Consider the following 11,994-nt stretch of genomic DNA (forward strand, 5'->3'; position numbering starts at 1 on the left):
ACGGGCTCAGATAGTGTGAACACGCCCTAGTAAAATGTTAGCGAGGGGCTAAGCCCACCCGAGAAGTGTTAGCTTTGTGTTAGTTTGGTGTTAGTTTTCTGTTAGCAGATTGTTAGTTCTCCCTGATTCACCGTGAATCAACCCAGGAAAGGCCTGAACAGCGGCACGGGTATTCACCGTGAATACCCCAACAAGTCAAAGCCACGCCAAGGTCTCGACCAGCGTTCGAATTGTTGGAACATCGGGCTTCGGCGCTCGCCCACTACGATCCAGGTGAACCGCCTGCAGCCCGTAGGAGCGCGCCCCGAGGAAATCTGCCGCCAGAGTATCGCCAACCATCAGCGTCTCTTCTGGCGCCACTTGCAGTTCCTCACATATCCATCGGTAATGCATGGGGTCGGGCTTGAGGAAACCGACCTGAAATGACCATGCATAGCCGTCTAGCGCCGTAGACAATTGCCGCACCACGGGCTCGGCATAGGGGGCGGCTAAGTTCGAGGCGATGCCGATCTTGAGACCTAGCGCACGAATGGCCGCCAGCGTCTCTGAAACCTCTGGAAACAACGTGATGCTGTTCAGCTCGATAGCCAAGTCAGCTTCGAGGGATGAGAGCGGGACTTCGTTGCAACCTAGCGCTTGCGCTGCCTCGCGCAGCCCCAGCGGTCTTGTCATAACAACTTGTAGCGCGTGACGCGGGTCGGCTGTCGCTCGCACAAGCCTTGCGAATGGCCATCGCCGTTGCCTGATCGCTACTAGCGTGCCAAACGCGTCGAAGACTACCGCTCGCGTTGGGGGCCGCGGTTGCACGCTCCTGGCCCACTGGGCCCCTTTTGCCGTCTTCATTTTCAGTTGTCCACAGCCAACAAGAGTCCGGGGCGCTTCTTTTTAGGTAAAAGATATATCTTGTTAGGGTTTCTGGCAGACACCTTTCCCTGCCCATCAGGTACCTACCAGACACCGATTCGACGGCATCAGGTGTCTGAGGGATACGTGTCACTCAGAGCTGTGTACAACTTCTATCGCGTCCCTTGAGGGAAGCTTGTCTCGCAGGGACAGGAGTGCTTCCCGTGTCGCGATCGGAAGTTCATCGAAGTCCGCCGCGTTTAGTGTGATGACATCGCGGCCGGCATGCGTGACATTGATCTGCAAACGCTCGATATGAACGACCCTGGAGCCAGAGAAATCTCCGGATAGCATGAGGTTCTTTAAGTCTGCCATGGCTGCTTGCACAGTGGTCGGAAGGTAGTCCCAAGTCGCCACGGCTGCCTGTTGCCCCCTTCCATCGCGAATAGACACCTTTTCGCGAAGGCGATACTCGTTCTTCCGCCCGGCCTTTGTCCGTTTGAGGTAACCAAAGGTCTCCAAGACCTTTAGGACCCGTATCACCTGGCTTTTGCTGATGCCTGTTTCATCGACGATTACGTCAATCGAAGGGAAGGAGTTGCCAGTATTGAAGTTGGCATGCGCTTTGATGACCAAGTACACCGTGACAGCATAAGGCCCATTTTTGCTGCATCGCGCGAAGAGAACATGGAGCGAAACACATGAAACCACGTGGTCTCGGCTCGAAAGCTCGCGTCCGCAGTCGGTGCTATGGCACTCATCTTTGCGACGCCGAGATTTCTTCGTCAATAAGTCGAGCAATGCCTTCCGCACGGAAGTACATGCGCCGGCCAATGTGAATCTTCGTCGCATTGATGTGACGAGCCCAATCCGACCGAGATGTGGTCAAGCTGATGCGAAGCCCGTCCGGACTCCGACTTAGAACTTCAGCTAGCTGCTGCAGCGTGAGTAACACCGAATACTTGTCCTTCAGGATCGCAAATGTTGAGGTCAAAGCCCACTCCTCTTGCATCGCACTGTTGCGATTGACATCGGTATTCTTCCGCAAACTGCGCTACATTTCGGGGTAAAAGAAATTCTGCATTTAAGAAGCCGATGCAAGGACAACCGCAGGACCCTTGGCTGAATGCGGCACCTCGAAAGAAGCGTGGCCGGCCGGCTGGAACAATTAAATGCCGCGACGATCGATTGCGAGATCGGATCCGCACCGTCGCGACAATGTTTGATCTGCTCGCCCGTACGACATGTGCCGACAACGCAGACCAGTTTGCTCGATGGTTTGATCAGACAATGTCTGAGCGACACCCATTGGTCGATTGGGGTACCCACCGATCTCGGAAGTGGAGAAGAAGCTTCGACGGCGATGCGGCATTGACCAGGGAATCGCTGGACCTTTTGCATGAGTTCTTTCCGGACGATCGCTACTACGCGGTTATGACAGCTCCTAGCGGGTTGCGCTCGGTAGCCCGCGCGTTTGCAGCGCCTTCGCAGCAGCCGAAGTATGGACGCGAGTACCTTCCCTACCTCGGCGTGACTGAGCTGTTCTGGCAAGGACCAGCCAATCTATGGACGGCGCTCTGGGGCCACGAACACGCGACGGAGCGGCTTTGGGAGATTTTTCCGCTCGCAAGTGAATATGAGGGGGCGTGGGGACCTACAGCGGACTTCGAAGACGTCATCACTGACTTGGAAATGCGCCTGTATGGCAACTACGATTGCGACGTGGCCACTACGATCGTAGACCTTAGTCGAGCGCTGGTCCTATATCGCCTGAAAGGGCATGCCCGCGGCTTTCTGGCCGAGCATGGGCTCAGGGCGTACCTATGCGTAAGGCTTGCACTGGCAGACCTACATCCTCAGTTACGCGCCTGGGGCGTTTTTGATGACTTGTCGAGCTACGTCGTGGGGCTAGAGCAAGAGAGAATTTCATCAGACGGACGCTACCGCCAGGCAATCCAGCATGCGTACCGCCCTTACGGGCCCTTTAACATCGGCATGTTCGTTGAGAATCCGTTCTTGCATCTTCTCCTATGGATGCCGCAACTGGCTCGTCGGTACACTGCTTTGGCCCTGTATTCCGCCTACAAATGAAGTTGCACCCGTCGGGGCGATAACTCAGACCTAAGCCCCTTCGATCGCCCTCGCGATCAGTAATTTGTCCCCGTTTAAGGGGAGCAATGCGGGCACGCAGCCAAAAACTGCAATCTAATAGCCGAAATTCTGTGTTATTTAGCTATTTGTATCGAAAAAATTTGCCTTCCTGGAAAGATCACGCTCATTTACCCCCTATTTGGGGACATATGGCTAGCCGGAGGCGATCGAGAAGGCACCTGCCGGGCCCGCCCCTTATCAATACCTTTAGTAAACATTTAAATAACGTTTACGTCCATGAAACCCTTGCCTGGCTTGGGATTGCGGACTGATATGTCCCCATTTAGGGGCTATATGTCCCTATTTGGGGGGCGAAATGTCCCCAAATGGGGGGAAATTCCACGGCGATATCCCCAGCATCTTCACAGGATATCCACAGGCTATGGATGCAAGTCAGTCCACACCCTAACAACCAATCGAAGTGATTGCGTCTCCACTGCGTGCCAGCAGACCCTTGTCGCTGGCCGCTCAGTTGGCCGCTAGCCGATCCATTTTCGCCACCAGATCTTCGGCGCGAAGATGCGTATACCGCTTCAGCATCTGCATCGACTTGTGGCCACTGATTGCCGCCACCTCCTGATCGCTCAGCCCTGCCTCCACCAGCCTACTTACGGCCTCATGGCGCAGATCATGGAAGTGCAGATCGCCTAGGCCTATGTCTGCGGTGATCTGGGCCCAGAGCTTCTGGAATACATAGGGTGCGCGCCGACCGCCCCTGCCCGGCTCGCCAAAAAAGATGAGATCCGTGTCAATGGGACGAACCGGGTTGTCGATTGCATGCTGGAGAACCTCGGTGGCAGCACGCGTCAGAGGCACTACCCTAGCAGTTCCATTCTTCGTATCCACGAGCGTAACAACGCGCCGCCGCAGGTCAATCTGGGAGCGGCGTAGGCCGGTGATCTCCGAGGACCGCATTCCAGTTTCTACTGCGAGGTGAACGATCCATCCAAGCATGGGATTACTGTGCGATTCCGCTGCAGCGAACAGCAGCTTCTGCTCGTCAGCACTCAGGCGGCGATTGCGCCCGGGCCCAGGCCCAGGACTCGGCTTCCGGATGTTTGCGACCGGGTTAAAGGTTAGCCCGATGCCCCACTCCTGGATCGCAGTGCGGAAAAGGTGCCCGAGCATTGCCAGCTCGATGCGCACCGTGTTGTTCGACTTTCCAGCACCCAGTCGCTCATCGCGGTACCTGGCCACCAGGTCGGCACTGACGGCCGCCATAGAGTATTTCCCAAAGAAGGCGTCCAGGTGCTGGGAGGTAAAGCGCTCGCTGCGCTGGGTGGTCGGCTTCTTGGTGATCGACACCTCACCCATGTAACGCTTCAATGCAGCCGATACGGTGAGCTTTTCAGACGGCGCGCGAGACAGGTACACACCCCGGACCATCTCATCCTCAGTCCGTCGCGCCCAATCCTCGGCGTCGCGCTTCGTGCGGAAGGTCTTGGCCGTGGTGGTGGGCCAGCCGATCTTGCGAATGACCGCCTTCCAGGTGCCGGAAGGCGTCTTGACGATGGTTGCCATGTACCTGTTCTGAGAGCTGACTGTACCGAAAATGTACTTTTCAGCGCCCAGAAAGCACAAGGGGTCACGTGAAATTCACGTAACCCCTTGATTTATATGGTGCCGGCTGCAGGACTCGAACCCGCCACCTGATGATTACAAATCAACTGCTCTACCTGATGAGCTAAGCCGGCATGTCTGGTGCAGACCGCGATTCTACTGCATTGCGGTCCGCTTTGGGATGGCTTACTTCACCACTTTCAGTGCGGGCTTCTTGCTGCCGATGCGGGGCACCGGGGGCGGCGTGTCGTCGTCGCCGGGGCCGGAGTCGGCGGTAGTTGCCGAGGTCTCGGCTTCCACCGGGGCCAGCTTGGGCGGCGGGTTGTTTTCGCGCTCGGTGGCGGCCTGGGTTTCGGGCAGGCTGCGTTCGACCGGGAAGGCCATGCCCTGCCCGTTCTCACGGGCGTAGATGGCCAGCACGTTCTCGACAGGGACGTCGATCTTGCGCGAAACGCCGCCGAAGCGTGCGCTGAAGGTGATCCACTCGTTGCCCATGTCCAGGCCGCTGGTGGCGTCGAAGCTGACGTTGAGCACGATCTCGTTGTTCTTGACGAACTCGCGCGGCACGCTGGTGTTGGCGTCGACGAAGACGGCGATGTACGGCGTGAAGCCGTTGTCCGTGCACCATTCATAGATGGCGCGGATCAGGTAGGGCTTGGTGGAGGTTTCAGGCATTGTGCTTCCAATGGCGCCGTGGTGGCCCGAGGGCGGATGCCTTCGGGCCGGTGCCGGTTAGCGGCGCATCACCTTTTCGGACGGGGTGAGCGCTTCGATGTACGCGGGACGGCTGAAAATGCGTTCAGCATACTTCAGCAGCGGCGCGGCGTTCTTCGACAGCTCAATGCCGTAGTGGTCCAGGCGCCACAGCAGCGGCGCGATGGCGACGTCGAGCATCGAGAACTCTTCGCCCAGCATGTACTTGTTCTTGACGAAGATCGGCGCAAGCTGCGTCAGGCGGTCGCGGATCGCGGCGCGAGCGCGTTCGTGGTTCTTCTCCGCGGCCTTGCCCTTTTCGTTCTCCAGCGTGTAGACGTGGGTGAACAGTTCCTTTTCGAAGTTGAACAGGAACAGGCGGGCGCGGGCGCGCTGCACCGGGTCAGCCGGCATCAGCTGCGGGTGCGGGAAGCGCTCGTCGATGTATTCGTTGATGATGTTCGACTCATACAGAATGAGGTCGCGCTCGACCAGGATGGGCACCTGGCCGTACGGGTTCATCACCGAAATATCTTCGGGCTTGTTGAACAGGTCGACGTCGCGGATTTCAAAATCCATGCCCTTTTCAAACAGGACAAGGCGGCAACGTTGGGAAAACGGGCAAGTCGTACCCGAATACAACACCATCATGGTTGGATTCCTTGGGCTTAGCCGAAGCAGGGTCGGACAGTAAGGTCTGACATTCTGCCAAAGTCGGCCACCAGAAAGCAAATTAGTGGCAAATAGCGCACTTTATTGGTGCTCTTCTGCAGGCTTTCCAAGAGAAAAAGCCAGGGGCGGTGCTGCTTTCGCAGCGGCCACCCCTGGCCTTTGTCCTGTCCGGGCCCGGATTCGGGCCCCTGGCGCGCCTTACTTCACGTCTTTCCAGTACGCGGCGTTGAGGCGCCAGGCAAAGACGGTGAACACGCCCAGGAACAGCAGCACCCAGACGCCCAGGCGCTTGCGGTGGTTCTGCGCGGGCTCGGCCATCCAGTCCAGGAAGCCGACCAGGTCGGCGCTGGCCTGGTCGTACTCGACCTTGCTCAGCTTGCCCGGGCTCAGTTGCTCGAAGCCGGCAAACTTGTGCACCTTCTCGCCGTGCTCTTCCACTTCCGTGAACTTGGCGGCGCGCTGGCCCTGCAGTTCCCACAGCACGTGCGGCATGCCGACGCTCGGGAACACCAGGTTGTTCCAGCCGGTGGCGCGGCTGTCGTCACGGTAGAACGTGCGCAGGTAGGTGTAGAGCCAATCGTCGCCGCGGGCGCGGGCGATCACCGACAGGTCCGGCGGCTGCGCACCGAAGAAGGCCTTGGCTTCCTTCGGCTGCATGGCGATGGTCATGGTCTCGCCGACCTTGTCCGCGCTGAACAGCAGGTTTTCGCGGATCTGGTCGTCGGTCAGGCCGATGTCCTTGAGCCGGTTGTAACGCATCATCGATGCGCCGTGGCAGTTCAGGCAGTAGTTGACGAACAGCTTGGCGCCGCGCTGCAGCGACGACAGGTCAGCAGTGTTCACCGGTGCCGGCTCAAGGGGGAAACCCCCCTCGGATGCCATGGCAGGCGCGCCGGCAAAGCAGGCGCCGGCCAGCGCGAGGATCGAAAGCAGCTTTTTCATCTTGTGTCCTTGTGCTCTTGTCGGGGTTCGCTTCGCTCAGTGCGGGTGGAACGTGACACGCTCCGGGACCGGCTTGAACTCGCCGACACGGCTCCACAGCGGCATGGTCAGGAAGAAGGCGAAGTACAGCAGCGTACCGAGCTGCGACACCTTCTCACCGACCGGCGACGGCGGTTGCACGCCAAGATAGCCGAGCACCAGGAACACCACCACGAAGACGGTCAGGATGGTCTTGTGGAAGGCAGGACGATAGCGGATGGACTTGACCGGCGAGTGGTCCAGCCACGGCAGGAAGAACAGGATCACCACCGAGCCGCCCATCACCAGCACGCCCCAGAACTTGGCGTCGATGAAGTAGAAGCCCACGGCCAGGATCACCGCGACGGCGACGGCGCCGATCTTCACGCGCGCATCCTTGCTGCGCAGGAACACCATGCCGAGCAGCAGCGCGAAGAACACCCACAGGATCGGCAGGAAGTTCGACGTGGTGGCACGCAGCATCGAGTAGAACGGCGTGAAGTACCACACCGGCGCGATATGCGGCGGGGTCTTCAGCGGGTCAGCCGGGAAGAAGTTGTTGTGCTCCAGGAAATAGCCGCCCACTTCCGGGAAGAAGAAGATCACGGCCGAGAACAGGAGCAGGAAGCCGGCAACGCCCAGCGTGTCGTGCACCGAGTAGTACGGGTGGAACGGGATCCCGTCCAGCGGAATACCGTTCTCGTCCTTCTTGGCCTTGATCTCGACGCCGTCCGGGTTGTTCGAACCCACTTCGTGCAGCGCGATGATGTGGGCAATGACCAGCGCCAGCAGCACCAGCGGCACGGCGATGACGTGGAACGAGAAGAAGCGGTTCAGCGTTGCATCGCTCACCACGTAGTCACCGCGGATGAACAGCGACAGGTCCTGGCCGATCACGGGAATCGCCGAGAACAGGTTCACGATCACCTGGGCGCCCCAGTACGACATCTGGCCCCATGGCAGCAGGTAGCCCATGAAGGCTTCCGCCATCAGGCACAGGAAGATCAGGCAGCCGAAGATCCAGACCAGCTCGCGCGGCTTGCGGTACGAACCGTACAGCAGGCCCCGGAACATATGCAGGTAGACCACGACGAAGAAGGCCGAGGCGCCGGTCGAGTGCATGTAGCGCACCAGCCAGCCCCAGGGGACTTCGCGCATGATGTATTCCACGCTGGCGAAGGCCACCGGAATGCCGGCGGCGTTCAGCGTGGCGTCGGGCTTGTAGTTCATCACCAGGAAGATGCCGGTGACGATCTGGATCACCAGCACCAGCAGCGCCAGCGAACCGAAGAAGTACCAGAAGTTGAAGTTCTTCGGCGCGTAGTACTTGGAGAGGTGGTCCTCCCAAAGTTGGGTTGCGGGGAAGCGGGCGTCGATCCAGCCCAGCAGGCCGGTCGTCTTGACTTGTTTTTCGGCCGCCATGATCAGGCTTCTCCTTTCTCGTCCTTGCCGATCACGATCTTGCTGTCGGTCAGGAACTGGTAGGGGGGAACATCGAGATTCTGCGGAGCCGGCTTGTTCTTGAAGACGCGCCCGGCGAGGTCGAAGGTCGACCCGTGGCAGGGGCAAAGGAAACCGGGATCGGCGCCGAGCTGAGAATTGGCACCGGGGGCGAAGGGGCCCGAAGGCGAGCAGCCCAGGTGGGAACAGATACCCACCACGACCAGGACGTCCTTGTGGTCTGCGCGCGAACGGGTTTCGTTCTTGCAGTACTCAGGCGTCTGCATGGTGAATGCCACATCGGAATTGGGATCGGCCACCTCGCCGTCCGTCTTCTTCAGCGACGCCAGTTGTTCGTCCGTGCGCCGCATGATCCAGACCGGCTTGCCGCGCCATTCGACAGTCATCATCTCGCCTGGCTTCAGCGCGCCAATATCCGCCTCGACTGGAGCACCCGCGGCTTTGGCCTTCTCCGATGGTGCAAAAGTACTGACGAAAGGAACCGCTACCGCTACGCCTCCGACGCCGCCAGCGACGGATGTCGCGATCAACCAATTGCGGCGACCCTTATCCACGCTCTTCACGTCTTGCTGGTCACTCATTCCAAACCCCAGGGGAAGTCAATTTAGATTTTGCGTCAACCATAAAGTGTACCTTAGACACCAGCGCACTAGATAGGCAGAAAATGCCACGACCATGCGCGATTATCGGACGTGCAACCCGGAAAGCGGCTTCGGTGCTTGCTTTCCGGCGAGTGATGCGGCAGGCTTCGAGCTTGAAACCGTTCATCGCTAGTGACAAGAAGGAGAACCCCCCATGGGCATGATCTCGGAATTCAGAACCTTCGCCGTACGCGGCAACGTCATCGACCTCGCGGTCGGAGTGATCATCGGCGCGGCTTTCGGCAAGATCGTGGATTCAGTGGTCAACGACCTGATCATGCCGTTAGTGGGCCGTGTGATCGGCAAGCTGGACTTCTCCAGCATGTTCATCGTGCTGGCGGATCCCCCACCCGGAACACCCGCTACGCTCGATGCCTTGAAGAAGGCCGGCGTGCCCGTGTTTGCCTACGGCAATTTCCTGACCATCGCTGTCAACTTCCTGATCCTGGCCTTCATCATCTTCCTGATGGTGCGTGCCTTTAATAAGATGCGCGCCGCGGAACCGGAAGCAGCGCCCGCCGCACCGCCCGAGGAAGTCGTGCTGCTGCGTGAAATCCGCGACAGCCTGAAGACGCGCTGATTGGTGCGCCATATGCGCACCGACCCCGGAAGATAAAACGGCCCCGATGGGGCCGTTTTGTTTGCGTCAGATCAGACGGGATTAGGAATATCGATAAACGTATGGTGCAGGCCAAAGCGTTCGGCCACATGCTCGCCCAGCGAGCGGATGCCGTAGCGCTCGGTGGCGTGATGGCCGGCAGCAAGGTAAGCCACGCCGCTTTCGCGCGCCAGGTGCGTGGTCTGCTCCGAGACTTCGCCACTCAGGTAGGCATCGACACCCGCGGCCACCGCGGCATCGAAATAGCCTTGCGCCCCGCCCGTGCACCAGCCGACGGTGCGGATCATCTGGTCCGGGTCACCGATGGCCAGCGGCTCGCGCCCCAGTACGCCACCAACGTGCGCGGCCAGCGCGGAGAGCGGCATCGGCGCGGGCAGCGTGCCGGTCCAGCCGAGCTGGTCGTCGCTGAAGCGGCCGGTCGGCGTAAAGCCGAGCTGCAGGCCGAGCTGGGCGTTGTTGCCGAACTCCGGGTGGTTGTCCAGGGGCAGGTGGAAGGCGAACAGGTTGACGTCCGCGCCAAGCAGGCGCTTCAGACGCGCGTGCTTCTGCCCGACCACGCGCGCATCTTCGTTTTTCCAGAAGTAGCCGTGATGGACGAGGATGGCGTCGGCCCCCGCTTCGATCGCGGCATCGACCAATGCCAGGCTTGCAGTCACTCCCGTCACGACGTGTGTGACCTCTGGGCGACCTTGCACTTGCAGCCCGTTGGGACAATAGTCCTTGTAGCGGGAAACTTCCAACAGGTCATTCAAGTACAATTCAAGCTCTTTTGTTTTCATTTTCTGCTCAAAACTCCAATATGTTGCGGCGCTTTTGGCTGTTCTTTGCCCAGGCTGTCACCGTCGTGCTGGCGGTCTGGTTCGTCGTGGCAACGCTCAAGCCTGATTGGCTGCAGAGGGGGCGCGTCGCGGTCCAGTCCGGTTCGCCCATCGTGGCGCTCAAGGAAGTCGTGCCCAACGTGTCCGGTCCTGCGGCCGAAGGGTCTTACAGCGAAGCCGCCCAGATGGCCATGCCGGCGGTGGTCAATATCTTTACCAGCAAGAACGGCAACAAGCGCTCGCCCAACCCGCAGGCCGAGGATCCGTGGTTCCGCTTCTTCTTTGGCGACCGCCTGCCTGAGCGGCAGGAGCCGGGNNAGCCGGTCTCCAGCCTGGGGTCCGGCGTCATTGTCAGCGCCGAGGGTTACATTCTAACCAACCACCACGTGGTCGACGGCGCCGATGAAATCGAGATCGCGCTGACTGACGGCCGCAAGGCCAACGCCAAGGTGGTGGGCTCCGACCCGGAAACCGACCTGGCCGTGCTGAAAGTGACGCTCAAGGACCTGCCCGCGATCACGCTGGGCCGGCTCGAGAACGTAAAGGTCGGCGACGTGGTGCTGGCCATCGGCAACCCGTTCGGCGTCGGCCAGACGGTGACGATGGGCATTGTCTCGGCGCTGGGCCGCAGCCACCTGGGCATCAATACCTTCGAGAACTTCATCCAGACCGATGCGGCCATCAACCCGGGCAACTCCGGCGGCGCGCTGGTGGATGCACAGGGCAACCTGCTGGGCATCAACACGGCGATCTACTCGCGTTCGGGCGGCTCGCTTGGGATCGGCTTTGCGATTCCCGTGTCGACCGCCAAGCAGGTGATGGAATCGATCATCTCCACCGGCAGCGTGACGCGCGGCTGGATCGGGGTCGAGCCGCAAGACATGACGCCGGAGATCGCCGAATCGTTCGGCCTCGATGCCAAGGAAGGCGCACTGATCGCCGCGGTGGTACAGGGTGGGCCGGCCGACAAGGCGGGCGTGAAGCCCGGCGATGTGCTGACCAAGGTGGATGGCTTGTCGATCACGGACACGACCGCGCTGCTCAATGCGATTGCCCAACTCAAGCCGGGAGTGGACATCAAGATGACCGTGATCCGCCGCGGCAAGCCAACGGACCTGACGGTGACGATCGGAAAGCGGCCACCGCCGCCGCGCCGCGCGCTGCCGTTTGAAGAGGAAGAGTGAGGCCGGGCACGACAACACGGCCCTGAAGAAGAAGCCCCGCCTTGGATGGCGGGGTCTTTTTTTATGCCTGGCGCAGTTGCTGCCCTTGGCATCGAGGCAACGATCACGGAATGCCGCGCCGCGCTGCCGGATCGCGGCGGTGGAACCCGGGGTCGTCACTGGCAGGCGCAACTCACGCCCGGGGGCGTGATCGACGTGCATACCGGTCACGATCGGCACGAGCAACGCCGCGCCCGATCCACATCGCCGCGAAGCAGAATGCCGGCACACCGCGCTGCGCCCACGCCACCCGTTCTCCGGCCGGCTATCCAGGCACGGCATGGCTGGCACAGCACGATAGCAGCGCAACAGCCTGTACCAGCACTTGGTGCCGCACAAGACAAAAGGCCCCC

Annotated in this window: 11 protein-coding genes, 1 tRNA gene and 2 pseudogenes; 4 read left to right on the forward strand and 10 right to left on the reverse strand. The window is 60.2% G+C overall.

The annotated features are described in order from the left end of the window. Positions 1-195 precede the first annotated feature (195 nt). Together CF68_RS38785 and CF68_RS29525 are read right to left on the reverse strand one after the other, a co-directional pair. A complete protein-coding gene (locus tag CF68_RS38785; RefSeq protein ID WP_051591749.1) occupies positions 196-843 on the reverse strand; it encodes an HAD family hydrolase in 648 nt (215 codons plus the stop codon). Between the two features lie 150 nt (positions 844-993). After that, complete coding sequence (locus tag CF68_RS29525; RefSeq protein ID WP_235205935.1) at positions 994-1,485, reverse strand: helix-turn-helix domain-containing protein; 492 nt, start codon at positions 1,483-1,485, stop codon at positions 994-996. A gap of 453 nt (positions 1,486-1,938) precedes the next feature. On the opposite strand from CF68_RS29525, the gene CF68_RS29535 reads away from it, so the two are divergent. After that, a complete protein-coding gene (locus CF68_RS29535) occupies positions 1,939-2,934 on the forward strand; it encodes a hypothetical protein (protein ID WP_152548578.1) in 996 nt (331 codons plus the stop codon). Between the two features lie 528 nt (positions 2,935-3,462). On the opposite strand, the gene CF68_RS29540 is transcribed toward CF68_RS29535, so the two are convergent. The 7 genes from CF68_RS29540 to petA all read right to left on the reverse strand — a co-directional run bounded on the left by CF68_RS29540 (position 3,463) and on the right by petA (position 8,921). After that, positions 3,463-4,515 carry a site-specific integrase gene (locus CF68_RS29540; RefSeq protein WP_035825998.1) on the reverse strand — a complete coding sequence of 351 codons (1,053 nt, stop codon included), beginning with the start codon at positions 4,513-4,515 and terminating at the stop codon, positions 3,463-3,465. Between the two features lie 97 nt (positions 4,516-4,612). Beyond that, a tRNA-Thr gene (locus tag CF68_RS29545) sits at positions 4,613-4,688 on the reverse strand. 52 nt (positions 4,689-4,740) lie between these two features. Beyond that, positions 4,741-5,229: a ClpXP protease specificity-enhancing factor gene (locus CF68_RS29550; protein WP_035826000.1), complete on the reverse strand. Its 489-nt coding sequence runs from the start codon at positions 5,227-5,229 to the stop codon at positions 4,741-4,743. A gap of 57 nt (positions 5,230-5,286) precedes the next feature. Next, positions 5,287-5,898, reverse strand: a complete 612-nt coding sequence (locus CF68_RS29555) for a glutathione S-transferase N-terminal domain-containing protein (protein ID WP_010812311.1) — start codon at positions 5,896-5,898, stop codon at positions 5,287-5,289. A gap of 219 nt (positions 5,899-6,117) precedes the next feature. Further along, complete coding sequence (locus tag CF68_RS29560) at positions 6,118-6,861, reverse strand: cytochrome c1 (RefSeq protein ID WP_035826002.1); 744 nt, start codon at positions 6,859-6,861, stop codon at positions 6,118-6,120. Between the two features lie 36 nt (positions 6,862-6,897). Further along, the gene (locus CF68_RS29565) at positions 6,898-8,301 is read right to left on the reverse strand and encodes a cytochrome bc complex cytochrome b subunit (protein ID WP_035826003.1); all 1,404 of its coding nucleotides are present in this window, start codon (positions 8,299-8,301) and stop codon (positions 6,898-6,900) included. Between the two features lie 2 nt (positions 8,302-8,303). Beyond that, positions 8,304-8,921 carry a ubiquinol-cytochrome c reductase iron-sulfur subunit gene (gene petA, locus CF68_RS29570; protein WP_035826004.1) on the reverse strand — a complete coding sequence of 206 codons (618 nt, stop codon included), beginning with the start codon at positions 8,919-8,921 and terminating at the stop codon, positions 8,304-8,306. Positions 8,922-9,135: 214 nt separating this feature from the next. Here petA and mscL point away from each other — a divergent pair, with 214 nt between their 5' ends. Next, positions 9,136-9,561: a large conductance mechanosensitive channel protein MscL gene (gene mscL, locus CF68_RS29575; protein WP_035826006.1), complete on the forward strand. Its 426-nt coding sequence runs from the start codon at positions 9,136-9,138 to the stop codon at positions 9,559-9,561. A 71-nt stretch (positions 9,562-9,632) separates the two neighbouring features. Here the strand turns inward: mscL and CF68_RS29580 are convergent, their stop codons facing one another. Continuing rightward, positions 9,633-10,379 (reverse strand): Nif3-like dinuclear metal center hexameric protein, encoded by a 747-nt coding sequence (locus tag CF68_RS29580; protein WP_035826007.1) that lies wholly within the window; start codon positions 10,377-10,379, stop codon positions 9,633-9,635. Between the two features lie 20 nt (positions 10,380-10,399). Here CF68_RS29580 and CF68_RS38790 point away from each other — a divergent pair. Together CF68_RS38790 and CF68_RS29585 are read left to right on the forward strand one after the other, a co-directional pair. Continuing rightward, a pseudogene (locus CF68_RS38790) lies at positions 10,400-10,734 on the forward strand (2-alkenal reductase); the annotation flags it as partial. Positions 10,735-10,736: 2 nt separating this feature from the next. Beyond that, positions 10,737-11,602 (forward strand): annotated as a pseudogene (locus CF68_RS29585) (S1C family serine protease); the annotation flags it as partial. Positions 11,603-11,994: the final 392 nt, after the last annotated feature.

The sequence above is a fragment of the Cupriavidus sp. SK-4 genome, from assembly GCF_000611125.1.
Taxonomy (GTDB): domain Bacteria; phylum Pseudomonadota; class Gammaproteobacteria; order Burkholderiales; family Burkholderiaceae; genus Cupriavidus; species Cupriavidus necator.